A 26,901-nucleotide genomic window follows, 5' to 3' on the forward strand; every position below is an offset into this window, starting at 1 on the left:
TAAACTCTTCGGGATAACGTTTACCGCTCATGGGCACCTCTCTTTAAGTCATCTTAAATGACTCCGAGGTGTCTGTTAAACCCGTGGCGATTCAGATGACATCGCTTCCACGGGTTAGGTAGTATTGGATCTTAGCCATAAATTTAATTTTCCATTTTTCCTATTAATGCCTCTGTTCGAGCGCAATAAAACGTAAAACATACCCCAGAAAGTAACTTGCACAGGTCCGCAAAGAGCGAAGAGCGGACATTCAGCCCATTCATATCCAGGCCGCCAATGAGTCAGACAGATGGCTGTTAAATGCCGCCTCTCAATATGTGTGTGGAATTAAAGTTGATATCATTACAAGGGAGAAAACCATGTTAGTACAATCAGAGAGTTGTAAAATAGTGGGAATTGAATACTGACATCACCTGCCCAACAGATATCAGGTGATGTCAGTATTAATTTATGATAAACATCCTGTGTGATATCCGAAATATCCTTACGTATTTCACCTTCTTAACCTTGACCTAGTTTCAGGCCTCCATCACAGATAATTGTCTGTCCTGTAACAAACGTATTCGTAATTAAGAAACGAATCACTTCAGCGATATCATCAGAGTTGCCCACCCTGCCTACTGGTGTTGATCCTGCATATTCATTAAACGCAGTTGATTTATCTTCTTCTGAAAGAAAATCCCACCAGGGGGTGTCAATCACCCCCGGCGACACACCGTTAACCCTCAGTGGCCGTAATTCGGAAGCCAGGGTAGGCACAAGTGCTGCGACAGCTGCATTTGCTGCACCAATCCCCGCTGTACCGGGCATGGCGGCATGTGCAGTTACCGCACTGACAAAAGTCAGACTTCCATTCTTACGAAGATAAGGGATTGCGGCCTGGGCTGTGGCAAAATGCGCGTAAAATTTCTCCTCAAACCCGGCCCTTACGTCAGCCAGTAAAACGGATGGAAAAGGCCCGGCTCCTTTGCTGCTTCCCATTGCCAGGACGAGGTGGTCAAAACTGCCAATACAGCTGAAAGCTTCCTGCAGTTCTTCCTCGTTAGCCGCATCGAGTCTCAGTGTATGAATTTCTCCTGTCAGCGATTTTTCTGCTTCTTCCAGCCGAGCAGAACTGCGTCCTGCGATGGTGACCTTGTGACCCTTGCTGAGAAGCTGACGGGCTGTGGCAAGGCCAATCCCGGATGAACCGCCCATAATTACGATGTGTTGCTGTGACATACTGATACTCCTTTTTTAGGATATTACAGTTTGTTAACCCTGTTGTTGCATCGGGTCCTGCAGGTTGGTAAGGACGAAACTTGTAGCCCTTAATGCCGTGCGTGCGGCCATGTCAAACGCTTGTCGATGCGGATGACCGGGTAAAAACCGGTCAAAATAAAGACCTGTTTGTCCTTCGGTACTGGATGAAATGGCAAGCTGAAGAATGGCATCAGCACCTTCTTCAACGCTGCTTAGAGCCGGCATGCCGTCATTTTTAACCATAGAGGTGTTCATATAGGTAGCAGGATGCAGAGCATTAACCACGATGTTGCTGTTACCGAGTTCCAGGGCAAGGTCACAAGTAAAAAGTATCAGGGCGAGTTTGCTTTGGCAGTACGCACGTTCCCCGCTGTAATGATGAGTCAGCATGATGTTTTCAAAGTCTATTTCTTGCTGACCAGCGGAGGACACATTGACAATACGTGCTTTTTCAGCAGAGAAAAGTGCAGGCAGCAGAAGGCGGGTTAGCAGAAAACTTGCAAGATAATTCACTGCAAAACGTAGCTCGAATCCGTCAACACTTTCTGTTCGTCCCGGCCAGTTTCCCGAAACACCTATTCCTGCATTGTTTATGAGTACATCAAGTTTGGAATGCTCCTGACGGACTTCAGCCGCAAGCTGTCTGACCCCATCAAGCGAGGAAAAATCTGCGTGAAAGAAGGTGGCGTCACCGCCCTGATTACGAATAAACTGAACGACATCCTCACCGCGTTGATGGTTACGTCCATGTATGAGTATTTTATTCCCGGAGACAGCCAGTCGTTCAGCCACCTTCCGGCCAACGCCGTCCGTTGAACCTGTAATCAAGATAATTTTAGATTCATCAGTCATGGTATTTGCTCCGATAGAGAGAAACTGATGAAGAGTTTAATCATCTCAAAGACGCTAACCAGTACTGGTATTATCCTGGTATCAGCACTACCCGGGGAAAGTAAATGTCGGATGCTAAAATTGACAAACACCGCTCACGGCTCAGGGAGTTCGGGAGTTTTCTGCAGTCCCGTCGGGCCAGGTTGTCGCCCGAGCAAGTCGGGCTGCCATCGGGGTTTCGGCGGCGCACCCCGGGGCTCCGCCGTGAGGAAGTTGCGCAACTTGCCGATATAGGGAGTACTTGGTATACATGGCTTGAGCAAGGACGCGATGTACGTCCCTCGGTTGAAGTGCTTGATGCCATCTCAAGTGCTCTTCAGCTTGACCCGGCAGAAAAACATCATCTTTTTACTCTTGCAGCAATATCCTCTTCCGAGGAAAAACCAAAAACAGAGGAACATGTCCCTGATTCTTTGACAAGAATGCTTAAGGCATTGGTCGGTCAACCTGCCTATGTGCTGGGTTGTCGGTGGGATATCCTGGCCTGGAATGATGATGCTGTCCGGGTGTTTGGTGATTTTGGCAGGCTGGAGGGGGACCATCGGAATTTAATGCATATGATGTTTACCAGTCAGTCGCACCGCCAAATCCTCGCTGACTGGGACACGCTGGCTCCCCTTTCACTCGCCATGTTCAGATCTGACTGTGCTCATTATGTTGGGGATCCTGACTTTGAGAGACTTATCTCATTGCTGAAAGAAGAAAGCCCGGAGTTTCGGGCCTGGTGGCCGCGTAATGACGTTTTACAACAACCTTCGACGATCAAACGTATTACGCATCCCGATGAGGGACATCTTGCTTTTGAATACTTAAGTCTTGCTGTCGAAGGGTGTCCCGGAATGCGTTTTATAGTCTGCACGCCATGCCAGCTATGAGCGAAAAGTGGATGTAATGAATCACCACAGGTATTAACAGCATTACCGTGTGTTAATCAGCGGGGAGCATGCCATATCTTTCCCTGTCAGTTCGGTCGCCATTTATTGGCGACCGATTTGCACAAAGACTACTCTTAATTACTTCCTCAGAATCTGTCCAACGTCTATTCGATTTCCATCGGGATCAGCGAAAACAAATGCCCGAATGCCGTAATCTTTATCTTGTATGCCTTTGATAATTTTGGCACCGATATTCTGACATTGGGTATAAAGTGCATTTGCGTCATCTACAAGAAGGTGCGCGACGGGAAAGGAAGGCGCTTTGTGCTGTGGCTGCAGAGTCAAATGTAGCTCCGCGTCTTCACGCTTTAATATCATGAAGCCCACAGGGTCTCCATTTGCAAAAACATCATTGAAACTCAGTCCATTGATGTAGAACTCACTGGAAATTTTGATGTTTTTTACGGGGATTACGGCTGCTATACGACCAAATTTAACGGGATGCTGCATGATCAACCTCGTGGTTGTTAATCAATAGCATAGCGATGGGCGGTGCCGTAGCTAAGCGACTGGACGGTGCCAGGTGATTGATAAAAGTATGATATTCTCGTCATAAATGGAAATGAAACTTTGAGTGCAGTGACAAATATTCACACGTTAATTTTCTATTGTGACAGGCACAGTAGGCTATGAGCGAAGAGCGGACGTTATCAATAAATAAAAATGCATCTCCATTTAAGGAGCCACTTTAGCGGCTCCCAATCAATAACCCATAATCAATCAGTATCTAAAGAGAGTGAAGAAGATAATTCACGTAAGGCATTAGCTTGATCATTAAGAGTTTTAGCTTTTGCTTCAAAAGTTTCTACTGCGTCAGCTCCGGCCGCAAAACGCGCCGGTGGGTGTTCAAGTTCAGCAAGCTGAATCAGTGCTTCGGCCAGTTTTTGGGGATCGCCTCCCTGCTTTCCGTCCATGCCCTGCCATGCTGTTTTTGTCGCCCTGGTATCGTCGGCATAATCATTGATTGAGAGTTCGGCATACTGAGTTGAATCATTGGATAACAACTCTGTACGGAAAAATCCGGGTTCAACAAGCATGCTGTTAATGCCAAATTTTTTCACCTCCAGTGCCAATGATTCCATCCATCCCTCCACACCAAATTTAGCGGCACAATAGGCACTGCAAAAAGCGATACCGCCGATCCCGGCCGTTGAAGACAACGTAATAATCAGACCTTGTTTCTGGCTTCTCATTTCCGGTAATACCGCGCGGGTGACGTTCATTGGGCCAAAGAGGAGCGTATCAATCTGGTTGCGTACCTGCGTTTGACTAAGTTCCTCAAAAAATCCGGCAAAAAAGTTCCCGGCATTATTAACCAGAACGTCAATTTTCCCGAATGTCTGTATCGCAACGGCAACCGCTATTTCAGCATCCTCGAAACAGGTGATATCGAGTTTTAAAATCAGCAGCGAGTCGTGTTGGCCTAGCGCACGGGTCACCTTGGCCGGGTCGCGGCCGGTGGCAATAACAATATGTCCGGCAGCCAGTGCTGCCCTGGCAAGATTAAGGCCCAAACCACGACCTGCGCCGGTGATCAGCCATACTTTTTTATCTGTCATAAGGATATCTCATTAAAATCAGGGATCAGGAACAGGTAGTCAGAGACTTTATTCAAATTGAGTCATCATCATACTTCCGGCTTCATTAAGAGATAATATGCTTAATTTAGCATGAGCTTAGAAGGCAGCTTTCTTAATGGTGCCATGGAGGATGGATATCAGCCTTTGTGGTAGCGCAGTGCTTCAAGTACTAACGTAAATGCCAGAGAATGCTGCCGGCGACTGGGATAATAAAGATGATAAGCCGGTCTGCGCGGGCACCAGTCAGCAAGAACCTGAATCAACTGGCCTTCCTTAATCAGGGTATCTACTGTGTCTTCAGGCAGGTAAGCAAGGCCCAGTCCATCAACAGCCGCCTGACGCATCATACTTATGGTGCTGAAGGTGCCTCTACCCTCGATACGAACGTTGATTTCACTGCCGTCCTTGTAAAACTCCCAGGAGTAAAAGCCACTATCTGTGGGGAGCTTTAGCCGGATACAACTGTGAGTACTGAGATCCCGAGGAGTAACCGGAAGTTTTTTACCGGAAAAGTAAGAGGGTGCGCCTACCACGGCAAACTGTGAATGTGACGCAAGTGGTAAGGAAATCATGTCCTGATCAATCTGCTCACCCAGCCTGACGCCAGCGTCGTAACGCTCAGCAACAATATCCTTGAGTCCGTATTCGCTCACGATCTCTATATTCAAATCAGGATATTCAAGAAGCAGCGGAGCCAGTCTGGGCCAGAGAAGCGTTTCTGCAGCATGCTCTACAGCGGTTATCCGTATAGTGCCAGCGGGTTTTTCACGCAATTCGCCAAGTGCCGTAATTTCATTTTCTATTTCGTCAAAGTGAGGTCCGATGCGGTTGAGCAGACGTTCCCCTGCTTCCGTGACAGAGACACTTCGGGTCGTTCGCGTGAGCAGACGCAGACCCAGTTGAGCTTCGAGAGTTCTAATTGTATAACTCAGCGCAGATTGGGAGATGCCCATTTGGGCGGCTGCCTTAGTGAAACTTTTCTCGCGCGCAACCGCAATAAAAGCCTGAATATCACTGATATTCTTCCGTCGCATTGATGAATCTCTCGTGTTAAACGAAGCTGACTATACCATTTTATGATTTAATTGTTAGTCAGGCCTAATGGTATGCAGCTGATCGTATTGAAAAAGGTAATGGCCGTGCTGAAAGAAAACTTTAATGAATTGCAGATGTTTCTTGTCGTGGCGCGAGAAAGAAGTTTTACCAAGGCGGCGAGTAAGCTTGATGTTTCGCAATCGGCCATCAGCCACGCGATAAAAGCGCTGGAAGAGCGTCTGAATATCCGTCTTCTGACGCGCACCACCCGCAGCGTGACGCCAACGGAAGCAGGTGATCGCATTATCGCCTGCCTCGAGCCACGTCTGGCAGATCTTGAGCAGGAGCTGGAAACGCTGCTGCATCTGAACGGCAAGACCTCGGGGAATATCCGTCTTTCGGCGGGAGAACACTCGGCGCGCAAATTGGTGTGGCCGAAGTTGAAGCCGTTTCTGAAACAGTATCCTGAAATCAGTATCGAGCTGGTCGTCGATAACGGGTTTGTGAATATCGTCGAGGGGCGTTATGACGCGGGCATTCGTCTGGGCGAAAGCGTCGATAAGGATATGATTGCGGTAAAAATCGGCCCGGACATCCGTATGGCGGTGGTCGGCTCCCCGGCCTATTTCGCGGAGCATCCCATTCCGCAGACGCCGCATGATTTGCAGAATCATCAGTGCATTAATATGCGTTTACCGACCGCCGGTGGCGTGTATCACTGGGAGTTTGAGAAGGACAGAAAACCGCTGCGCGTTCGGGTTGAAGGGCAGCTGACGTTCAACTTGCTGTCCGAAAGAATCGATGCCTTGCAGTCCGGTTTTGGTATTGCCTGCGTGCCGGAAGATATGATTACCGATCTCGTAAAATCGGGCGAGCTGGTGCAGATTCTGGAAGAATGGTGCCCGTTTTTCCCCGGTTATTATCTTTATTACCCGAGCCGGAAACAGCATCCACCTGCTTTCGCGCTGCTGATCGATGCGCTGCGTTATTCAGAATAGATAAATCCGCGACGCCTTTTGAGTGTCGCGGATTTTTTATAAACCGGTGATATCAGACATCCAGTTTTCGCGCCGTCAGCCATTCAACCATTGCCGGGTCACGGTGTGAGAAGAAAGCGCTGGTCGCCGTGTCCATCGCGCTGATTTTAATCATTTCGTCCTGACTCAGTTCAAAATCGAGCACATTGATGTTTTCTACAATACGCTCTTTGCGCACTGATTTTGCCAGCGAAACAATGCCGCGCTGGAATACCCAACGCAGAACCACCTGCCCCACGCTTTTGCCATATTTTGCGCCAATCGCCGCTAATACCGGATTCTGGAACAGGCCATTTTTGCCTTCCGCAAACGGTGCCCAGGCTTCAGGCTGGATCCCGCGGCTCTGCATCCACGGCACCGCGTGCAGCTGCTGGTTGAACGGGTTCACTTCAATCTGGTTGACCGCAGGAACGACGTTATTAAAGGCCATCAGGTCTGCCAGACGATCCGGCTGGAAGTTACTCACGCCAATCGCGCGGATTTTCCCCGCCTGATGTAATTCTTCCATCGCGCGCCACGCGCCGTGAACGTCACCATACGGCTGATGAATCAGATATAAATCGATGTAATCCAGTTGCAGCCGGTTCAGCGACCGCTCGAACTGCGCTTTTGCGCCTTCATAGCTTGCGCCCTGTAACCACAGTTTGGTGGTGACGAAAAGCTCGTCGCGCGCAATGCCGCTTTGTTTGAGCGCGTTGCCCACCTGCGTTTCATTCTGGTAAGACGCGGCGGTATCAATCAGGCGGTATCCGGTTTCAATCGCATCGATAACGGCACGCTCACATTCTGCGGCGTCCGTCATCTGGAAGACACCAAAGCCCAGCAGGGGCATTTCAATACCGTTGTTCAGATTCACTGTTTGCATGACGTTATCCTTGAGTGTTGTGCCTGAGATAAGCATAACGCAGAGCGATTAATCGGATTAGAGGCCCTAATACGATAGGGTTCATTAGCCAAATTCATTAATTCCCGCCCGCGCCCGACTCGAAGGCCACAATGGCTTTCACCTTGTTGTTTTTCATGGCGGTATACCAGCCGGGGCCGCCGCCATACCCAATACCCGTGTTTTTAAAAATGTCTTCACGGTTAACGCCTCCTTATCTGCGTTATCAGCTGCGCACAGTTTCCAGCCAGCTGGTGACGGTTTCTGTGGTTCTTCTTTCCTGACTGCCTTCAATGACCAGCGGTTTTTCGCGTTTTGCGTCCGCCGCCAGTCGCGCGAGGACGTCTTCACTGTCGCCCTTTCCGTAGCCGCCGTGGGTAATAAACGGGATGAGTAACTTACCGGCGAGATCGTGGGTGCTCAGGAAAGTCTGCACCACCGGCGGCACGCTGGTGCCCCAGACGGGAAAGCCCAGATACACCGTCTGATAACCCGCCATGTCGGGAACGGTATTTTTTAAGGCGGGCAGCGTTCCCCGGTCGTGTTCGCTTTTGGCCTGCGCGACGGTCTGGAAATAATCTTCCGGATAAGATTTCGCGGGTTCGATTTCAAACAGATCGGTTTTCAGGCTGCGGCGGCTAACGCCCCGACCGTTGCCAGTTCGCGGCTCTGCCAGTCCAGATTGTCGCGTGCAAAAATGTCGCCGAATAAATGCGTTTGCAGGAACTGATTAATCACCGGCGCAAAATCAAACAACGGGCCCTGCACTGGCGCACCGGAGATTTTGGTCTGATTGGCGGTTCCCGTACGGCGGAGTTCTTCCCCGACCGGGATCGGGCTTACCGGTTCCTGGCCTTCAGCGTCGTGAATGCCGCGCTGTTTGCGGGCTTCGACCACTTTCATGAGTTCGGTTAATGCGTTAAGGCTGCGCGGAAAACCGGTGTACGCGTAAAGCTGTACAAGGATTTCTTTGGTTTCGTTAACGGTCAGTCCGGCATCCAGCCCCTGATTCAGCGCGACGCTGAGTTTTTCCATCTGGCTGCCTGCCATAAACGCGGCGATTAAAGGAATGGCCTGCTGACGTGCAGACAATGTTTCGGAAACGCTGGATTGCGGGTTCATTGTTGAGGCTCCTGTTGTGACGGGCGGCGCGGCAAATGACATCTGGCCGGAACCTGAGCGGTGACAGAAAAAGTGATTCTTTGCGCGCAGGCGTTTAATCGCGACTTCAACCACGTTCGCGTCGCTGTTGAAATTCCTATCCCACCCCTGTTAGGCAATCATCATTTTGGAGAGGATCTCACCCTGAAGGCGCGACGCACATCGGGACGTACTGGGTGCCGCGTTATGTCGATCAGGCAATGACCAAACTCGATACCTTCTTTGATAAAAATATCTAACCCGCCGTTTTAGTCCCTCGCGTAGTCAGTGCCATCACGGCGCTGGCTACGGTAAATACCGCGATAATCCAGCCCATCGTCCACGGCGTCCCGTCACTGAGCAGCGCCAGCAACAATGAAGAGATAATCCCGCTGCCGTACTGCAACGACCCCATCAGCGCAGAGGCAGAACCGGCAACGTTCGGCACGGCGTCCAGCGCGGCGGCTGTTGAGGTCGCGGCAATAACGCCGTTCATCGCAAAGAAAACAAATACCGCCTCCGCAATCAGGCCGATCCCGCCGATCCCCGCGCCGGTGGCCAGCGCCAGCATCAGTGCGGCCAGCATCGCAATACACACGGCGAACCTGAGCAACGTCTCCAGCGGATAACGATGCACCAGACGCCGGTTGACCATGCTCACTGCCATCAGCCCGACGATATTGATGGCAAAAAGCCAGCCGTAATGCTGCGGCTCGACGCCGAAGTAGGTGATGTAAACGAAAGGTGAGCCGGTGATAAACGCATACGCCGCGATGTAATAGAACGTCAGGCATAACGTAAAACGCATGTACTGCGTGTTGCTCAGCAATATGTAGTAATTGCGGAAAGCGCTCCTCAGCGACGCTTTCACGCGCTTTTCTTCCGGTAAGGTTTCCGGCAACCAGAAGAGGGAAATCAGCATGAGTGTGCCGAACACCGCCAGCAGCCAGAAAATAGAATGCCAGGAAGTCACTTTGATCATCTGCCCGCCCAGCAGCGGCCCGGCAATCGGGGCGATCGCCATGATAATCATCAGCGTCGAAAGCATTTGCGCCGCGCGGGTGCGGCTGAACAGGTCACGGATCATCGCCCGCGCCAGCATCGGGCCGGTGCATGCGCCCAGCGCCTGAAAGACACGCCAGAAAACAATCTGTCCGATATCCGTGGATAACGCACAACCGGCAGAACCGATGACGAACAACACCATGCCGATAAACAGCGGCAGACGACGCCCAAAATGATCGCTTACCGGCCCCCAGATCAGCTGTGCAATACAAAAACCGATTAAAAATCCGGTGATGGTCAGTTCCGCGTCGCCCTGTAAATCCTTCGCCATCAGCGGCATGGCGGGTAAATAAATGTCGGTCGATAAAGACGTGAAAGCCATTAATGCGCTGAGAATAAGTACAAACGTGAGGCCGGTCGTTTTTCCGGTAGCGATCTGCGATCGTGCCTGAGAATCAGTCATGGTGTTCCATCGGGAAATAAGGAGAGGACTTTATACTAGCGGGTTCATGGCGCGAGATAATGGCAGGGGATCGGATAGAGATTATGAGCTGTATTCATGAATGCGGGCTGTTACCGCCCCGCCAGACGCAAAAATGCCCGCTCAGGAAAACCCGGCGGGCAGAGTATTTCTACGGCTTAACGGTTGATTTCAGGCAGTTCAGTCGCGCCAGCCCATGGCCGGTGCTACGTGTTTCAGGATTGATTCAATAACATGCACATTGTAATCCACGCCCAGCTGATTCGGCACGGTCAGCAATAACGTGTCCGCTTCGGCAATCGCTTCATCCTGTTTGAGCTGATCAATCAGCCTGTCCGGCGTCGCCGCGTAGCTGCGCCCGAAAATGGCGCGGGTTTTCTCATCAAGATAACCGACTTTGTCACCGTCGTTGCCGCCTCCGCCAAAATACATGCGGTCGCGGTCATCCATCAGCGCAAAAATACTGCGGCTGACAGAAACGCGTGGCGCGCGTGTATGCCCCGCTTCGGCCCACGCTGCGCGGTACGCCCGGATTTGCGCCGCCTGCTGAATGTGGAACGGCTCGCCGGTTTCATCATCTTTCAGCGTCGAGCTTTGCAGGTTCATGCCCAGCTTCGCCGCCCAGACTGCGGTTGCATTCGAACCCGCGCCCCACCAGATGCGGTCGCGCAGACCTTCAGAATAAGGTTCAGGCCGCAGTAAACCCGGCGGATTCGGGAACATCGGCTGCGGATTTGGTTTCGCGAAACCTTCACCACGCAGCACGTCCAGGAACTTTTCCGTCGTGCGACGCGCCATATCCGCCTCGGTTTCACCTTCTTCAGGCTGATAACCAAAGTAACGCCAGCCATCAATCACCTGCTCCGGTGAACCCCGGCTGATCCCAAGCTGCAAACGCCCGCCGGAAATCAGATCTGCCGCGCTGGCGTCTTCGGCCATATACAGCGGATTTTCATAACGCATATCGATCACACCGGTGCCGATTTCAATCTTGCTGGTCTTCGCGCCAATCGCGGCCAGCAGCGGGAACGGCGAACTCAGCTGACGCGCAAAGTGATGCACGCGAAAATACGCGCCATCCGCACCCAGTTCTTCAGCGGCGACCGCCAGATCGAGAGATTGCAGCAAAGCGTCAGCCGCCGAACGGGTGCCGGATTGTGGCGATGGCGTCCAGTGACCAAATGATAAAAATCCAATATTTTTCATCGAGTATTCATCCTCATATTCAGGGAGATAATCCGCAAAGAGGCCCTTTCCGCCAGGCCGCAATAATAGATTCACTCTACGCGATCCAGGATGAGAATAAATATCATTTGTTTAACATAAGGATTCAATAAATTTGAAGGAGAGCAGACTTTTTTGCTTGTTTTTTAATAACCTGAACAAATAGTCGCCATAAAAACGCAGATGTAAAAAATCCTTTGCCAACGACATCATCACCCGTTATTATGCGCCCCGTTCACACGATTCCTCTGTAGTTCAGTCGGTAGAACGGCGGACTGTTAATCCGTATGTCACTGGTTCGAGTCCAGTCAGAGGAGCCAAATTCTTGTTTTCATGCCGCTTTACGAATCCTTATGTGCTTCCGATTCAATGAGTTAGCGTGAAAAGTCTTCCCGATGCATTTTCATTTCCCCCTCCGCATCGGGAGAATGTAGTGGTCAGATTTGGGGTCATGCGGGTTCGATGACTTAGTGCCCCCCAAATGTCCCTAAAAGACTCAAAAATCCGCAATTAAAAACCATCCGAAAAAACTTCTAAGTCTCTGACTGTCATGGTCTATACACTTAAGAAAATACCCCTTCGATTCAATGCGCATAATAAACTCCTCGGGTAATCCCGGAAGCGAGAGCTTTTTTTAATTCACGCATGACCTGCCAGAAGCGCTGACTGGATGCGCTTAACTGGTGATTTTCCCAAACCTGAATCATGATTTCGTTATTCGATACGATTCGGTGACCCGACGTCTCCAGCATATAAATCAGCAAGCGCATCATTGTTGTTCTTAAAGTAATTGCCTGGATTTTTTCCGTGAATTATTCCAAAAACAATGTTCCTCTGGATATCAACAATGATGTTATTTCCTATGCTAAAACCAAAAAGCCTCTCCTTGTTAATCATTTCTCCCTCCTTACATTCAGAAACCATAAGCAATGAACATATTTCATATGAATAATGCCCCTGATTTCAGTGAGCGCATTCTATATCCGCAAAAAGACATTCGACAACGCAAGATAAAAAACACCTATGAAAAAAAATTAACTACATACCATCGTCCTGACCAGTATAGAAGCGGGTTAAGATTTTTATTAGAAAATTCAATACCAGTTTGAATATAAAAACATCCGGATAAGCCACAGGCATAAAACTTATTGTATTCACGTAACGTTAATAAATAACAGAATCTAATTAATAATGAAATGCATATGCAGTTACCTCTTCCCGTGTAGTTTTCAACCCCGAAAAGTAGGACTGATGCATTAAATCAGAGGGAGGTAGTAGTATTTCCACGAAAAGCAGAGTGATCACTCATTTATCTTCATTTTGTTTTTTCTTATTACGGAGGGTAAATACAGTGCGTGCATATCTTTTTTACATCTTTATGCTATTATTAAGAATGTCCCCGGAGAAATGTCAAACTTTTGCCTCACTCATTAGAGAAATGACAGATGACAGAGAAATCTTTTATTGAAAACATCACCAGAGCCAGGGGTTTTGATTTAAATCTTCTCTTATACTTTGAAGCCATCTATGCCTATAAAAGTGTTTCAAAGGCGGCGAAATTGCTTTGCATCAGTCCTTCCGCTGTCAGCCAGTCGCTGACAAAACTTCGCAGTTTCTTCTCTGATCCTCTTTTTCTGCGCGAAGGTTCAGGCCTTGTGGCAACGACGGTCGCAGAAAATTTACACAACCAGTTAAGTTCCGGATTCGGACAGTTGCTCAGTAGTCTGGACTATTTCAAAGACACAGCAGCGAAAAATAAATTTGTCATTCATTCCACTCCCTATGCAGCTATGCGCATTTTGCCCAAGCTGACATCTGAGATCCTCAATGAAAAACTTAACTGTGAAATCAGCCATATAAGTACGGATGGGTTGTTAGATACGATAGAAGATGCCCTGACCTACAGAAAAGCAGATATCGTTTTTGATACCAGGCCTTATTATAACTTTTCGACCGTTGTGGAACCTTATCTTATTGAGCATACCGTTCCTATTTGCAGGAAGGATCATCCAAGATTAGGGTCAACGTTGACGTTTGATGAGATGGCGATTGAATCATCAACCTTATTAAATGCAGGTTCCGAAAATGTAAAACGCACCCAGACGGGTATCATGGACTTTTTGGGGCAGCGTAACTTCTTCTTTAGCAGCAGTTCTATCATTGTGAATGCGGCGATCGTTGAAAACTCTGACGTCGTCAGTTTCGTGCCGGTCTGGTTTGCTGAAAAATTTGCATCAAGCTTTAATATTAAAATTCTGGACTGTGATTTTTGCCCGGAACCCGTCACGATGTATATCACTTACAATAAGGCTTCCTTAAAAAGCCCACACTTTCTGGAACTTTTAGCCATACTCAATAAGCATAAAGAAATCTAAAATCCACCAAAGTGGAAAGAATAGCCTGAGTATGTCACAGGGCTATTCTCGTCCACTGCTCAGTCATCAAAATTCATATCTTGAGGGTTAATGCATTTTTTCAATTTTCTTGAGCAATACGTCTTTATCTTTAATGCGTGTGGGGTCTTTCAAATAGTTTATATACAGGTAGGTTTTTTTGGTATTGACTTTGAATCTGTAACTCAGTGACTTAATATTAAAAGAAGCATGTAATTTCAAATAGATGTTAACAGGAATGACGCAAATGATATCACTCACTTCTACCATTGACAGCAGTACGAGATAATAATGGCTTGAGAAAAATACGTTATCTGTATTGCTTTCCTGGATTAAATTATCAAATCTGGATAAGCATCCGACGGCTGCTTGTTTTTCCTGATAAAACTCTTTCAGGGAAATGGCGTCTGAAAATCGCGGATGTTCTTTCCGGCAGACAATGGCATAATCTTCTGTGAACAATCTTTTAAAGTAAATATCGTCGTGCTGAACAGACGCATAATCAAAAATGACATCCGCCTTATTATTCAATAATAATTCGATTCTGGCCTCAGGCGTATCAGGGAGAGGCTTATGCTCCAGCGAGAATGACAGGGTTTCCTGCATCACCTGGTAGGTCAAAGGGATAACGGTCGCCGCAAGATGGGGGGCACATGAAAAAATAAAATGAGTACGGTGGGAGCTATCCGCACTAGCCTGCACCTTCGGCTGGGAATTGTGAAGTCCGAGCATTTCGGTATGCAGGCGCTTAGCAAACTCTGTCGGTAAAAACCCCTTTTTATCATGAACAAACAGTTCGTCGTTATATAATACCCGCAGCTTTTTGATTGCCATATAAACGCTGGAATGTGAAATGTTTAAGGCATGAGCCGTCTGGGTCATGCTTTTCGTTTCCATCACCGTGTTAAAAATAAGGATCCTGGCAATATCTGCTTTGCTTAATTTGAGATGCATCACATTGACCTTCCGTAATCAAATAATGTCTATTTGTAGTTTTTAAATGCTCGTTGCAGATCCCTGAACTGGTCAATCCTCGCCAGATATTTTTGCTGTTCAAGGCTTCCCTTCGGTAAGATTCCGCTGGCCTGAGTCAGAAGCTCAATGGCCTGTTCTAAATCTCCTTTAAGCGCCCTGCTCTCCGCCCAGGCGGCAAGCTCTTTACTTCTGTATCCTTCAAGAGCAGAGACCTTTCTTAACATCTCCCATCCGTTAGGTTCTGAAGGATGCGCAAAGGTATAAGCCGCTAAAAGGGGATCTGCTTTCGCATACATGCCGGATTCGATTTCGGCATTTGCCAGATTTAAGATCAGCACCGGATTATTTTTAGTTGCCGCATTCGCCTTTTCCAGACGTTGTGCAGCCTGCCCGGCTTTTTTACGGGCAATATCATTATCAGTGGCAATATCCAGAAACCAGGCGTTGCCGGGTGAAGCACTCAACAGTTTTCGAATGGCCACATCGGCCTGGTCGTATTTTTTTGCCTGATAACTCTGGATAGCAGAACCGTAAAGTGCGGCTAACACCTCGTCTGCCTGCCCTGCATTTAGGGTGTTTATATACTCGTCAGCGACTGTCTGATCTTCGCTATACATCGTCAGCACTCTGACTTTTGCCAGCATAAAATCTAATGAAGATGCACGTACCACTGCGGGCATCTGATTCGCCCGGTTACGCATATCGGACAAACGACTTTCAGGGAGCGGATGCGTCAGCAACATTTCAGGAGGTTTACTTGCGAAAGAGGATTTATCGGCCAGTTTTTGTAGAAACAATGGCATTGCCTGGGGATTAAAACCGGCGCGCTGAAGTACCTGAATGCCTATCCGGTCCGCTTCCTGTTCGTTGGCCTGAGTAAAACTGATCATCCCCTGTTGTGAACCTGCAAGGGTGGAAGTCAGGGCTGCCATTCCGGCCTGCGGACTGGCAGTCGCCAGTAAAATTGCACCAAACGCACCGCCCCATGTCAGAGGAGAATTCTTTTGCTGATCCTCCATTGCCCGTGCCAGATGACGTTGCGTGACGTGTGATATTTCGTGTGCCATGACGGAGGCCAGCTGTGATTCATCCTCTGTCGTGGCAAATAATCCGGTATGCAAAACCACATTTCCGCCAAAAAAGGCGTAAGCGTTAAGCTCATTATTATTTACCAGATAGAAATGAAACGGCGTCCTGACAGATTTAGCCTGACTCACTAAATTTTGCCCCAGATGATTGAGATATTCCACCAGCAGGGGATCGTCAATAATCGGTGTCGCTGCCCGCATCTGCCGGACATAATAGTCTCCCATCTTAATTTCCTGAGCCACACTGAGCGTGCTGCCAGCGGACGTTCCCATTTCCGGAAGTGTTTCCAAAACAGGTTGCCCTGCAAAATGAGAAGCAGGATCATCCTGATAATGGAAACTGCTGACCGTAGAGGTTGACGCGAAGGCACCGCCGGTACATAAGGCACACAGTATTGTCGCGTACGCCCCTGGTTTGAATACTTTAGTTTTCATTTTTTCCTGAGATGACTATTTACGACCAAAGGAGTATAAGAAAAGCCCGTCTGACCGAATAAGCGGGATATAAATATTATTTTCTGAGTCAATAGTAAAGTAATAATAACGCATTAATTGCGGTGATACCTTTTAGTTTTACTAAATGACTTATTAAGCAATTGTGAATTAAGATCTGCTTAAATAATCAATTCGGTTTGCTTGTTAATTAAGCCGATTCCTAATTTGTTTATCGTGATACTCTGTTTTTCGGGATATAAACCCTGTTTCATATATCGTTCTAAATGAAAGCCAAGCTTACCGGACATGTTATTCATGACGCTTATTAACATCGGTATGCCAATGACAAAACCTGACTCCCCTCTTTTTGGGCAGGGCAATGCCGTCTTTCATAACAGGCTGTTTAAGACGATGACTTCTCCGCAGAAATGGAAATTATCATGAATATGCAAAAGAAAATTCTTTCATTATGTATTGCCCTGGCGCTAGGCAATAACGCCTTTGCCGCACCTGAAGTAGAAAGTAAATTAAAAGTCGATGAAAAAACATGCCCGGCTAAAGGCACTGTTTTAACGAAAGAACAAAAGGCAAAACTGCCAAAAAAATGTCTTTCGGATGATGATGATAAATTGGCATGGGGCTGGATAGCCGGAGGTTCTGCTGTCGCGGTCGCTGGCATTCTGGCCCTTGCCAGCGGCGGCGGTGGTGGCGGTGGCGACGACCATCATTCGGATCCGATTCCCGACCCAATTCCTGACCCAATTCCTGATCCAATTCCGGACCCGATTCCGGATCCGGACCCGATTCCCGATCCAGAACCTACAACGGGAACCGTTACCTATCGAAATAACGCAGTCCTGGATAAAACGGCGAAAACCATTACGTTCAACGACGTCACGTACAGCTATGTTCCGGAGGGTGGCCGTTATGTTCTGACCGCGCCGGACAACTCCGTGCTGTATATCGAAAGTGACAAGTGGCTGGTGGACGACAGAAACGATCTGATCCTCAGAGGTGACGATGCCGAGGGTTTCTACTGGATCTACGATTCGGAAGCTAAATTTGTTCATGCCGACGACCATACCAATCTCATCGAAGGTGACGGCACCAGCAACAAAATTGACAACGGTTCCAGTGCATCCGGCGCATTTACCGCAGGGACGATTGTTGATGGTAACAATACTTCTACCGTTATCAACGGCGGCTCCGGCGCGACAGACGGCGGCAAAGGCACCTACATAAACGGGAACGGCTCTGTTGTCGATAACACCGGCGGCACCACGGCCAGCGGCGAGAAATCCACCGGTATCGATATCACCGGGAATAACGACAAAGTCATTAACGGCGGTGAAAGCACCATTACCAGCGGCGGCACCGGCATCAACATTGACGGTAATTATGGCCAGGTTGATAACAAAGGCGAAACCACTGTCTCCGGCGAAGGCTCCACCGGCACTAAAATCAAAGGCGACGATGCCGTTATCAACAACAGCGGTAAAACCGATGTGACCGAAAGCGCCACCGGCACAAAAATCAACGGCAACGGCGCAGACGTCGTTAACACCGGCGAGACCACTGCCAGCGGTTCCGGCTCAGCGGGTACTGTGATCACCGGCGACGGCGCCGTCGTAGATAACTCCGGCAAAACCGACGTCACCGAAGGCGGCACCGGTACCAATATTGACGGTAAAAATGCCCGGGTAGACAACAAAGGCGAAGCCACTGTCTCCGGCGAAGGTTCCACTGGCACTCAAATCAAAGGTGATGACGCCACCGTCAACAACAGCGGTAAAACCGATGTGACCGCAGGCGGCACCGGCACCAAAATCGACGGCAACGGCGCGAACGTCGTTAACACCGGCGAGACCACTGCCGGCGGTACGGGTTCTGCGGGTACTGTGATCACCGGTGATAACGCTAAGGTCAGTGATCAGGGGTCGACAACGGTGACCGATAACGCCACCGGCATCAAAATCGACGGTAACGGCGCGGACGTCACGATCAAAGGCGACAGCACCAACCCAGCAATCATTGATGTCTCCGGCGGCGGCAAGGGCGTGGTGATTAATGGCGACGATGCCAGCATCACGATTGAAGACGCCACCGCTACTGTGGACGGCGCTGGCTCGGCCCTGGCAATTATCACGGGTGATAACGCTACCGCTAACATTGGCGGTGACATTTATGTTAAAAACGCTGCACACGGCATTGAAATCGCGGGTGATAATTCCACGGTTAATACCACGGCGAGATTCTTCGTTCAGGATTTGAATTCCATCGGGATTAATATTACCGCGGTCAACGACGGCGCAGATGAGCACACCACCTTTAACAACACCGGTGATATTAATGTCACTAAAAACGCTACCGGGGCGATGATTGCGGGTGATAAAGCCAATGTGACTTTAGGCGGAAACATTAATGTTAACTCTGTTAAAGATGATGCCGGTGTTCTGCAACTGGGAACCGGCGTTAACGTTAACGGTAATAACGCCAGCGTTCAGATTGATGGCAATGTGAATTTAACCAGCGATGCTGTCAGTGCATCCGATATTACCAAAATCGCCAGCGGCTATATGGAAGGTGTCAAGGTCACAGGGGAAAATAATGACATCACCATTAAAGGTGCCATCAATGCTAATGCAACCGGAGCCATTAAAAGCGATGGTGCTAAATATGGTCTGGATGATAAATCCGCTGTGTGGGTGGGTGTGGAAGTCACCGGCCAGAATGACCATGTAAAACTGGATGGCGGTATCAATCTGACACTGGATACCGGCAGTGCTCCTTTATATGCTGAAGGCGTGCATCTGATTGGCTTAGATGTTTCGGGTAATAACACGGTTGATCTGGCTGGAACGTCTGTTATTAAAAACACCAGTGCCCGAGTTGATAACGTTATGTTAGCTAAAGTAGAGGGTGGCGCCCTATTAAACGTTGAGGAAGGCGCGGAACTAAAATATACAGCAGCTCTGAATTCAGGTACGCCAACTGATGGTGTTGCAGGAGAGGGAGTCTTAAATGCAGCAGGAAATGGGAGTAAAATAATTAATAACGGAACACTTTCATTTGACGGGAATTTTAGCGGATTTGCCGTAAATCTCACTGACGGAGCTTCATTCGAAAACAATGGTACTCTTCAGGCTGAATTTACTAATCACAATCAATCCGCACTTGTTTCAACCGATAATGCAGGTACAACAGCAATAAATAATGGTTTGATAAAAGTTATACAAACTGTCCAGCCGGTGTCCAGCGGTTTGTCCAAACTGATGCCTATAGGATCATATAGTAGTACCACCTATGCAATGTTGGCTTTAGATCCTTCGGAGATAACAAATAGTGCCACGGGGACTATTGATCTACAAGGTGCGGGAGTATTCGGCATGGCTTCCAATCTGGGGGGCAGTGTGGCAAATGCAGGCACAATTAACCTGGATGGTTTTATCCCCGTTACTGATGGCAGCGGAAATGTGACAAATAAAACAGCCTATACACCTGACCTGTTTTACCTGCGCGGTGCCGCAATGGTTGCAGGTTCGACTTCAACCCAACCAAACAATAGTGCACAGGCAATTAACACCGGCAATATTACCGTCAATAACTCGGGGTTTGGTATGCTGGCACTTAAAGGCGGTACCGTCACCAATCAGGGCACTATCACCCTGACAGCAGATGCTACCACCGTCAGCGACGGAAGAGATTCAGGGGCAACACAACTTGTCGCCATGGGCGCTTATAAAGGCGGTACAGCCATAAACGACACCACCGGTATCATTAATATCAACACCGATATTGGCCGCGCATTCTATAACGGCGGCTCAGGCAACGTGATTGTTAACAAAGGCACGGTGAATTATATGGGCAGCGCCATTGGTAATGGTGATGTGCATATGGGCAGCACACCACAGTCACAGGTGGCCGGTTCGCCAGTGCGTGTTCAGGGCTACAGGGTGGGCACCAACGCCGACGGTTCATCGGGTAAATTCTACGGCAATAACCTGGATGTTTCTGAAGTGACCGTCGATACCGGGTTCACCGAAGGAACAGATGCCAAAACCGCTACCCTCAACGATGTTGTTGTGGGTTCTGACATCGCCGGTGCGGAAAGTATTCAGGCTGATTCTGTGGTGTGGAAGGCCGAAGGGAAAACGGACGCCAGCGGTAACGTTGACGTGACCATGACCAAAAAAGCCTATACCGATGTGGTCACCGATTCCAGCGTGAACAGCGTCGCGGGCGCACTGGAAGCGGGTTACACCAATAATGCCCTGTTCCAGAGCCTGAACCTGAAAACGGCGAAAGACGTGACCAACGCCATGAAGCAGATTTCCGGCAGCAAAGCGACGACCGCGTTTAACGAAGCGAAAGTGCTGAGTAACCGTTTCACCATGCTGGCAGACAATGCCGTGGTGAATTCGAACGGCCTGGGCTTTAACGTGGTGGCAAAAGGCGACAAACGTTCTGAACTGGGTAACAACACCCAGTACGACATGATGGCACTTAGCCAGAAACTGAGCCTGACAGACAACCAGACCCTGAAATTGCAGTACGGTATTGCGCGTCTGGACGGTAACGGCGACGTGAAATCCGCAGGTGACAACGGCCTGACCGGCGGCTACAGCCAGTTCTTCGGTCTTGAGCACGAAATGGATCTGGGTAACAACCTGAGCTGGGACAACGCCCTGCGTTATGACAACCATCAGCTCAACAGCAGCCGCTCAATCCAGTACGGCAGCGTGAATGAAGTGGCGAACGCCAACAATTCACAGCAATACATGGAAATGAAGAGCCAGTTCAGCAAGGGTTATGACCTGAGCGAGACGCTGAAATTCAAACCGTCCATCGGTGCGAAAGTGCGTCATACCCGCGATGGCGGCGTGAGTGAAACCGGGGCAAGCGACTACAACCTGAAAATGGATGCAGGCAGCGAAACCGCCGTTGACGCCATCGCCGGAATGGAACTGACCTACGCCGGTAAGAACGGCTGGGCGGCAACCGCCAGCGTGGAAGGCGGCCCTAACCTCTCCTACAGCAAAAGTGCGCGTTCTGCGTCCCTGCAGGGGGCTGCGGGTCAGCACTTTAACGTGGATGACGGTCAGAAAGGCGGCGGCGTAAACAGCCTGTCTCAGGTAGGCGTCAGCTACAGCCAGGGTAACACCTCTCTGGGGATGGATGCGTATAACTGGAAAGAAGACGGTGCGTCTGATAAAGGCCTGAACCTGAATCTGAAAGTTAAGTTCTAAGCGTCAGTTCGTTAAATGAACAAACCCTGCTGATTGCACCAGCAGGGTTTTTTTATGCGTAAATGTCACTGTCACTTCTTTTTAGTCCTCAGTAAAACGCCCTCCCCGGTAATCATTCTGCAACTCAGTCAGACAACACATCTGAGTCAGTGAATTGCTGTCGCATCACCGCTACCGCTGTTCCCGGATTAAATCCGCAGCTGAGTGAAATATACTCTTCCCTGATGCGTGCTGATTCTTTGTTATCGGCTGACAGCACCCGCAGATCATGCGCATCAGACGTGGATGCGAAAGCCGGTACGCCTCACGTTAAGCTTAACCGGGGTGTCTCAAAGGGTGTGGTGGGTATAGCACTGAAATGGCGGAGAGCCTGCCGTACAGTGTAACGAGGGGAACAGTTGCTGAGATGTCTCTTTCCAGAGATGCAGGGGCACCTGCGTAGTTTGCCCGCGTTATACCGGTAGTAGCTAATTTCCCGGCCTGTGAGCAATCCATGATAATTCCCTGACTTTACCTTGTTTCAACTACGGTGGTGTCATCATGGCCGGAGTGCACCACTCTTCAGGTATTTATGGCGACGTGATGACTGGCAATAAAGTTTTCATTGCCCTGAGTAGTTTGGATATTACGAGTTACGCATGAGTTACAGAATTACCCCCTGCTCCGTCCCGATGGACAGGGGTTCTGTTTTGACAGCAGAAAGAGTAAGCGATGAAGTTGAGACCGGAACGGTCAACAGGGGGAATGACGGGGGGCTTAAAAAATTGCGGGGCTCATGATCTGTTCTTAACCACCGACGGCTGAACAAATCATGAACCCCTGAACCTGCAATAAAATTTCACTGTATGAAATTGTGCTCGTCAATAATGCTCAGTAATAGGTGATCGTCACATCGGCTTTCGCGGTGAAATTCCCCGTAAAATCGTTATTACTGGCATCGGTGACTTTTGCCGCCGTCTGGATTATCGCCGCCTGGAAATTAGCGGTGTTCTTGCCTTTTTGTCCGACACCAAGATTTTGTTTCACGCCCATTCTCACCGTATTCCCTTCGCTGTCAAAAAGTCCGACTTCCAGACCCTGCAATTTTTCACCGTTCTGAACGCTGGTGGTGGACAATGTGTCGCGTCCTTTAATCACGGTGTAGGGTTCGTCAAACGTAAACTCCACATTATTGGTGTAGCTGCTACAGGTAAAATCCATGCCGAAGCGGACCAGCGGCCCTTTCTGAGGAAAGGTGCCGCTGCCTGTTTTGCTGATATTGCCCAGATCCACGGTCTGATGTTTATTATCCAGCGAACATGACGGCGCGGCCATGTACACACCTGTACCTAACGGCACATCAACGGTGGCGATACCGCCCAGCCCGTCGATGGTAAAGGTTAAATGCGCGCCGGGAGGAATGACGGCCTGAGACTGATATTCCATCCAGCCGAATTTAATCAGTTCTGCACGCATCGATTCGATGGCGAAATTGTATTGTTTATCGTACTTGTAGAGCGTTTTTCCCGCATTGTACTGCGCGCCGAACTGCACCAGCGTGGTGTCGTCTTTACCATTAATAATCGGATATTCCACGCCGAGACGTTTTCCGCTGGCCATTTGCGCCGCGGGATAGCTGGCAGGCGGCGTTTCTTCACTGATCTGCACGGCTTTGATGTACATCTTCATCTTTATGCCGTTATTGGTGGTTTGCGCTTCACCCGCCCAGTCCAGCGCGCTGTCATTGACCGCGCTGAGACTCAGGCTGATGGTGCCGTCAAAGTTGGCCGGGGCTTCAAACTCATTGCCATCCGACGTACAGGTCAGGCGCATATTTGGCAAAAACTGGGCGTAATCGAGCGCAAGTACCACTGTGTAATCCGGCGTGTTCTGATCGACAGCCACCGGATTTTCACGCGTGTAAGGCGAGAATGGCGCTGCACCGCCGGAATCGATATCGCAGTGTAAAACCCCCGCCTGGCTGCAAACGGGAGCCAGAAGAGTCAGTAACAACGCAGGCCATATTTTCATGTGCGGCTGTCCGTCAGAAATTCAGGGACTGATGTAACACTGGGGATTCGCCACCGAAATCGTTGATGACTGAATAGTTCAGCGAGCCGGATTTACCACTCACACCGGCAGGCAGCGCATAACGCATTTCCCCTTTAGCAGGCACCATGCTGTTCTTACCGGCGACCGGCTGCGCTTTGCCGCCTGCGGTGACCGAAAGCTCAGAGAAACTGGCGTAATACTGCGTCGGGTTTTTCGCAATCAGCCAGGTTTTACCGCCTTCACGGCTGACCTGCCATTGCAATTTGTTCAGCGTGTCAGCCGGTTTCTCTGCCAGCGTCGTCGGGCGGATAAACACTTTCAGACGGGTGCGTACGGCCACCTGTAACTGGTTGCCCTGCGCTTTACTGACCGGCGGCACTTCCTGGATCCACAGCCAGTAAACCGATTCCCGATCCTGAGGGATTTTGCCCGGCACGATAACCATGCGTAACTTCCCTTCCCTTCCGGCACCGATTTTGAATAAAGGAGGCGTGAGGATCAGCGGCAGGTTTTTATCGTTACCTTTTAAATCTTCAATCCAGGACTGAACCAGATAATCCTGTGACTTATCATCGTTGATGAGTTTAATAGAGGTTTCTTTATCACTTTCCAGCGCGACCACACGGGTCAGCGCGGGACGGACAGCGGCGGAGGCCGCGTTTGCCAGAAGTAATAAACTCATGAATACGGGAACGGCAATTTTAGTGAATTTCATCTTTATCTCTGCTTAGCGACAAACCGCATTTATTTGCTGATACCAGGGTTCAGAAGACTCTTTGGCACCTGGTAAATCGAACTGGCACTGCGCGTTATTGCCCAGGTCCACATGCAGTGTTGTACCGCCATCGGCCAGAATGCCGTTGAGATACAACAGTCCGTTATCGGCCACCATGCCGACCTGCTCCTTGCCCTGCCATGCCGCCGCTCCGAATGGCGCAGGTTTGCCGTCTGAAAGCGATAACATCACTATAGCGCGGCGGCCTACTTTCGTCTGGAAACGGCGGACAACGACCGCTCCGTGAGTCGGGATCACGTTCTGGCCACCATCAACCAGCTCAACGTTATCCGCGGCATGTCTTGTATCGAGCGACAACGGATTGTCGCGGTAAGCTGAAACGGACGGCACCACGGCACGCCCGAAACGGTTGGTGCTGACACCCGGCTGACCGTCGACGCTGATACCCGCCGCCCCCGGTGTTTCAATAATGGCAATGGTGTCGCCGAGTTGCTGGGAAAGCACCACGCCGTGGCGATAAGCCACCACGCCGCCGGAAATCCCCGCCGAATACTGACGGCTGTCCTGACTGGTGCTGGCGCTCACATTCATATTCGCCATCGAATTGCGGTAAGCTAGCGCCGCCGACGGCGAGTAACCGGTGCTGTCATGCTGCGCGGAAAGCGAATAGTTCATCGCGCTGTCGAGTTCGGTTCCCGACACCGTCGCCATTTGTGAATCACCGGAACGGTTACTGCTGTTGGTGCTAAATGACAGATTACGGCTGCGCCTGTCGCCCATATCCAGCGGCACGGAGAAATTCAGTGAGAGCTGACGGTCAGGCGCGTTCTGGCCATCATTGCCCGAATTCGCCTGATAACTGTAATTCATGCTGATGTTGACGGCTTTAATGTTGAAGCTGTAACCGAGCGTCAGTGAGGTGTCGGTTGCGCTGCTGTCGTAATAGCTGTCGCGCTGTAACGTCAGATAACCGCTGCCGAAGTCACCTAAGCCCTGATTGATGGTCGCCTGCATTTCATTTTTGCGGTGGTGCTGCGTGTCATCATCGCCCCAGCGCCAGCCCGCGTATTCGGGAAAATCCATGAAATCTGCGGTCTGGTAGCGGTAAGCCATCAGTTGCAATGAGGTGTCAGAACCGTCAAACCGGCGGGCATACAGCAACCGCAATGCACGACCACTGTCGCCGATACTTTCTGCCTCAGTGGCTGCGTTGTCGTTAACCTGCTGATGTCTTTCCAGCGCCCAGTCCAGAGAAATGCTGCCCAGCGTGCCGAGATTAAACGCGCTGCTGAGCGCCATCGACTGATAGCCTTCGCCGGTGACCACCAGATCGCTGAGTGTGAATTTATCCCAGCCATATTGCAGGCTGCCCTGAGCGACCAGCGGCTGATAAGACAAACCGTCGTCGCGATACCGCCCGGCGCTCACACTGTAACGCCAGGTGCCGGGGCGCAGCATGTTGGGCAGTGAAGTATAGGGCACCGTAAAATGCTGCTGTGAGCCGTCGCTCTCTTCAACGGTCACCTCTAAGTCGGCCCCGATTTGTCCGTTGTTAAGATCGGTAATGGCAAAACTGCCCGGCGCGACCGTCTGGCTGTAGATAATGTTGCCGCGCTGACGGATAACCACGCGGGCATTGCTGCGCGCGACGCCGCGGATCACCGGAGAATAACTGAACGTGTCGGAAGGCAGCATCTGGGCGTTAGTTTCCAGCGTGACGCCGCGTACCGGTAAAATCCCCAGTACATCGCTGGAGGTGCTGGCGTACACATCGCCTGCTGTAAAACGCGAAACCAGAGACGCAATGTCCCGTTCTGCGTAGGCGCGGTCATGGTTCTGCTCCCAGCCGGTGTCAGATTTATTGAACGTATCGAAACTGTAGAACCGCCAGCTGCCGAGATTGACGCCGGAATTGAGGCTGAGATAGGCGTTATCGCTGGTGGAGGCATCCGCGTTATTGCCGCGGTTTTCGCTGTGATACACGTAACCCGAATAGCTCATACGCAAGGCGTTGACGCCGTTATCCCACAGCGAAGGGTCAATCATCTCGCTTTGTCCGGCGACGTTCATCGCCGCCTGAGGGGCGGTTATCACCAGTTGTTGCATGGCCTCGTCATAGCTGATTTTTGCATCAGGCCATTTGGTCGCAAAATCGTAGCAGGTTTCATTACCGGCTTTGGTCAGTTCATCCAGATGATGGTCGAGCCCCATCTGGTGCAGTAAAGCCTGAGTCAGACACGGCGTGGCACTTTCATTGCCCTTAACCGTAATAAAGTCGATTTTGGTTTTAAAAAGAGTATGGCCGTTCAGCACAATATCGACCGTTTTAATACCGGCTTCGGTCTGTTCGGGATGATAAAATTGTTTAGGGATTTCCTGGGTATCTTTACGCAGGAAATCAGCATCAAAGGCACTGTCATTTTCTGCTGCATGAGAATAAACAGAAAAAAAAGCAGGCGCAAAAATGAAAAATCTTATTATCAAAAACCAATAATTTATTTTCACAGTTGGCCTGCTTAATGTCGGGGTGGTTATTCGTTATTT

At 49.9% G+C, this 26,901-nt stretch carries 18 protein-coding genes, 1 tRNA gene and 3 pseudogenes; 5 read left to right on the forward strand and 17 right to left on the reverse strand.

Annotated features, from left to right (window positions below):
• Positions 1–501: 501 nt before the first annotated feature.
• Entirely contained in the window at positions 502–1,221 is a 720-nt protein-coding gene (locus M2403_RS00005; protein WP_259227979.1) for an SDR family oxidoreductase, read from the reverse strand.
• A 33-nt stretch (positions 1,222–1,254) separates the two neighbouring features.
• Positions 1,255–2,094: an SDR family NAD(P)-dependent oxidoreductase gene (locus tag M2403_RS00010; protein ID WP_259227981.1), complete on the reverse strand. Its 840-nt coding sequence runs from the start codon at positions 2,092–2,094 to the stop codon at positions 1,255–1,257.
• A 104-nt stretch (positions 2,095–2,198) separates the two neighbouring features.
• On the opposite strand from M2403_RS00010, the gene M2403_RS00015 reads away from it, so the two are divergent.
• A complete protein-coding gene (locus M2403_RS00015) occupies positions 2,199–3,008 on the forward strand; it encodes a helix-turn-helix transcriptional regulator (RefSeq protein WP_259227983.1) in 810 nt (269 codons plus the stop codon).
• Positions 3,009–3,146: 138 nt separating this feature from the next.
• Here M2403_RS00015 and M2403_RS00020 read toward each other — a convergent pair whose 3' ends face one another.
• From M2403_RS00020 to M2403_RS00030, 3 genes are all read right to left on the reverse strand, one after another.
• Positions 3,147–3,518 (reverse strand): VOC family protein, encoded by a 372-nt coding sequence (locus tag M2403_RS00020; protein WP_152326011.1) that lies wholly within the window; start codon positions 3,516–3,518, stop codon positions 3,147–3,149.
• Positions 3,519–3,784: 266 nt separating this feature from the next.
• A complete protein-coding gene (locus M2403_RS00025) occupies positions 3,785–4,627 on the reverse strand; it encodes an SDR family oxidoreductase (protein ID WP_259227990.1) in 843 nt (280 codons plus the stop codon).
• 158 nt (positions 4,628–4,785) lie between these two features.
• Entirely contained in the window at positions 4,786–5,682 is an 897-nt protein-coding gene (locus M2403_RS00030) for a LysR family transcriptional regulator (RefSeq protein WP_259227991.1), read from the reverse strand.
• Positions 5,683–5,787: 105 nt separating this feature from the next.
• On the opposite strand from M2403_RS00030, the gene M2403_RS00035 reads away from it, so the two are divergent.
• Positions 5,788–6,681 (forward strand): LysR family transcriptional regulator, encoded by an 894-nt coding sequence (locus tag M2403_RS00035; protein ID WP_259228642.1) that lies wholly within the window; start codon positions 5,788–5,790, stop codon positions 6,679–6,681.
• A gap of 52 nt (positions 6,682–6,733) precedes the next feature.
• Here the strand turns inward: M2403_RS00035 and M2403_RS00040 are convergent, their stop codons facing one another.
• The 6 genes and pseudogenes from M2403_RS00040 to M2403_RS00060 all read right to left on the reverse strand — a co-directional run bounded on the left by M2403_RS00040 (position 6,734) and on the right by M2403_RS00060 (position 11,435).
• Positions 6,734–7,585 (reverse strand): aldo/keto reductase, encoded by an 852-nt coding sequence (locus M2403_RS00040; RefSeq protein WP_259227993.1) that lies wholly within the window; start codon positions 7,583–7,585, stop codon positions 6,734–6,736.
• 244 nt (positions 7,586–7,829) lie between these two features.
• Positions 7,830–8,267: pseudogene (locus tag M2403_RS00045) on the reverse strand (flavodoxin); the annotation flags it as partial.
• Positions 8,237–8,767, reverse strand: a pseudogene (locus tag M2403_RS00050) (carboxymuconolactone decarboxylase family protein); the annotation flags it as partial. The pseudogenes M2403_RS00045 and M2403_RS00050, both read right to left, overlap by 31 nt.
• A 36-nt stretch (positions 8,768–8,803) precedes the next feature.
• Positions 8,804–8,920: pseudogene (locus M2403_RS24895) on the reverse strand (winged helix-turn-helix domain-containing protein); the annotation flags it as partial.
• Between the two features lie 79 nt (positions 8,921–8,999).
• Positions 9,000–10,211: a multidrug effflux MFS transporter gene (locus M2403_RS00055; RefSeq protein WP_259227995.1), complete on the reverse strand. Its 1,212-nt coding sequence runs from the start codon at positions 10,209–10,211 to the stop codon at positions 9,000–9,002.
• Between the two features lie 198 nt (positions 10,212–10,409).
• Positions 10,410–11,435: an LLM class flavin-dependent oxidoreductase gene (locus tag M2403_RS00060; RefSeq protein WP_259227997.1), complete on the reverse strand. Its 1,026-nt coding sequence runs from the start codon at positions 11,433–11,435 to the stop codon at positions 10,410–10,412.
• Positions 11,436–11,697: 262 nt separating this feature from the next.
• Between M2403_RS00060 and M2403_RS00065 the strand changes: the two genes are divergently transcribed.
• Positions 11,698–11,773: transfer RNA gene (locus M2403_RS00065), tRNA-Asn, on the forward strand.
• Between the two features lie 394 nt (positions 11,774–12,167).
• Here the strand turns inward: M2403_RS00065 and M2403_RS00070 are convergent.
• Positions 12,168–12,350, reverse strand: coding sequence for a hypothetical protein (locus M2403_RS00070; RefSeq protein ID WP_193333142.1), 183 nt, complete (start codon positions 12,348–12,350; stop codon positions 12,168–12,170).
• Between the two features lie 548 nt (positions 12,351–12,898).
• Between M2403_RS00070 and M2403_RS00075 the strand changes: the two genes are divergently transcribed.
• On the forward strand, positions 12,899–13,828 hold the full coding sequence (locus M2403_RS00075; RefSeq protein ID WP_152326002.1) for a LysR family transcriptional regulator: 930 nt from the start codon (positions 12,899–12,901) through the stop codon (positions 13,826–13,828).
• Between the two features lie 87 nt (positions 13,829–13,915).
• On the opposite strand, the gene M2403_RS00080 is transcribed toward M2403_RS00075, so the two are convergent.
• Both M2403_RS00080 and M2403_RS00085 read right to left on the reverse strand, forming a co-directional pair.
• Entirely contained in the window at positions 13,916–14,800 is an 885-nt protein-coding gene (locus M2403_RS00080) for a LysR family transcriptional regulator (RefSeq protein ID WP_259228643.1), read from the reverse strand.
• A gap of 29 nt (positions 14,801–14,829) precedes the next feature.
• Positions 14,830–16,344: a M48 family metalloprotease gene (locus tag M2403_RS00085; RefSeq protein WP_259228004.1), complete on the reverse strand. Its 1,515-nt coding sequence runs from the start codon at positions 16,342–16,344 to the stop codon at positions 14,830–14,832.
• A 440-nt stretch (positions 16,345–16,784) separates the two neighbouring features.
• On the opposite strand from M2403_RS00085, the gene M2403_RS00090 reads away from it, so the two are divergent.
• Positions 16,785–21,590: a hypothetical protein gene (locus M2403_RS00090; protein ID WP_259228007.1), complete on the forward strand. Its 4,806-nt coding sequence runs from the start codon at positions 16,785–16,787 to the stop codon at positions 21,588–21,590.
• An 870-nt stretch (positions 21,591–22,460) separates the two neighbouring features.
• On the opposite strand, the gene M2403_RS00095 is transcribed toward M2403_RS00090, so the two are convergent.
• Genes M2403_RS00095 through M2403_RS00105 form a run of 3 tightly spaced genes read right to left on the reverse strand, consistent with a single transcriptional unit; the run spans position 22,461 to position 26,841 of the window.
• The gene (locus M2403_RS00095; protein WP_259228008.1) at positions 22,461–23,600 is read right to left on the reverse strand and encodes a fimbrial protein; all 1,140 of its coding nucleotides are present in this window, start codon (positions 23,598–23,600) and stop codon (positions 22,461–22,463) included.
• Between the two features lie 13 nt (positions 23,601–23,613).
• Positions 23,614–24,336: a molecular chaperone gene (locus M2403_RS00100; protein WP_217152634.1), complete on the reverse strand. Its 723-nt coding sequence runs from the start codon at positions 24,334–24,336 to the stop codon at positions 23,614–23,616.
• A 12-nt stretch (positions 24,337–24,348) separates the two neighbouring features.
• Positions 24,349–26,841: a fimbria/pilus outer membrane usher protein gene (locus M2403_RS00105; RefSeq protein ID WP_259228010.1), complete on the reverse strand. Its 2,493-nt coding sequence runs from the start codon at positions 26,839–26,841 to the stop codon at positions 24,349–24,351.
• Between the last annotated feature and the right edge of the window lie 60 nt (positions 26,842–26,901).

The organism is Rahnella sp. BIGb0603, from assembly GCF_024808755.1.
Taxonomy (GTDB): domain Bacteria; phylum Pseudomonadota; class Gammaproteobacteria; order Enterobacterales; family Enterobacteriaceae; genus Rahnella; species Rahnella contaminans.

Coding starts and splice junctions, on each gene's coding strand:
- M2403_RS00085 (WP_259228004.1), bottom strand. CDS start 16,344: ATGAAAACTAAAGTATTCAAACCAGGGGCGTACGCGACAATACTGTGT.
- M2403_RS00070 (WP_193333142.1), bottom strand. CDS start 12,350: ATGATTAACAAGGAGAGGCTTTTTGGTTTTAGCATAGGAAATAACATC.
- M2403_RS00060 (WP_259227997.1), bottom strand. CDS start 11,435: ATGAAAAATATTGGATTTTTATCATTTGGTCACTGGACGCCATCGCCA.
- M2403_RS00025 (WP_259227990.1), bottom strand. CDS start 4,627: ATGACAGATAAAAAAGTATGGCTGATCACCGGCGCAGGTCGTGGTTTG.
- M2403_RS00075 (WP_152326002.1), top strand. CDS start 12,899: ATGACAGAGAAATCTTTTATTGAAAACATCACCAGAGCCAGGGGTTTT.
- M2403_RS00020 (WP_152326011.1), bottom strand. CDS start 3,518: ATGCAGCATCCCGTTAAATTTGGTCGTATAGCAGCCGTAATCCCCGTA.
- M2403_RS00030 (WP_259227991.1), bottom strand. CDS start 5,682: ATGCGACGGAAGAATATCAGTGATATTCAGGCTTTTATTGCGGTTGCG.
- M2403_RS00005 (WP_259227979.1), bottom strand. CDS start 1,221: ATGTCACAGCAACACATCGTAATTATGGGCGGTTCATCCGGGATTGGC.
- M2403_RS00100 (WP_217152634.1), bottom strand. CDS start 24,336: ATGAAATTCACTAAAATTGCCGTTCCCGTATTCATGAGTTTATTACTT.
- M2403_RS00010 (WP_259227981.1), bottom strand. CDS start 2,094: ATGACTGATGAATCTAAAATTATCTTGATTACAGGTTCAACGGACGGC.
- M2403_RS00015 (WP_259227983.1), top strand. CDS start 2,199: ATGTCGGATGCTAAAATTGACAAACACCGCTCACGGCTCAGGGAGTTC.
- M2403_RS00055 (WP_259227995.1), bottom strand. CDS start 10,211: ATGACTGATTCTCAGGCACGATCGCAGATCGCTACCGGAAAAACGACC.
- M2403_RS00040 (WP_259227993.1), bottom strand. CDS start 7,585: ATGCAAACAGTGAATCTGAACAACGGTATTGAAATGCCCCTGCTGGGC.
- M2403_RS00080 (WP_259228643.1), bottom strand. CDS start 14,800: ATGCATCTCAAATTAAGCAAAGCAGATATTGCCAGGATCCTTATTTTT.
- M2403_RS00095 (WP_259228008.1), bottom strand. CDS start 23,600: ATGAAAATATGGCCTGCGTTGTTACTGACTCTTCTGGCTCCCGTTTGC.
- M2403_RS00090 (WP_259228007.1), top strand. CDS start 16,785: ATGAATATGCAAAAGAAAATTCTTTCATTATGTATTGCCCTGGCGCTA.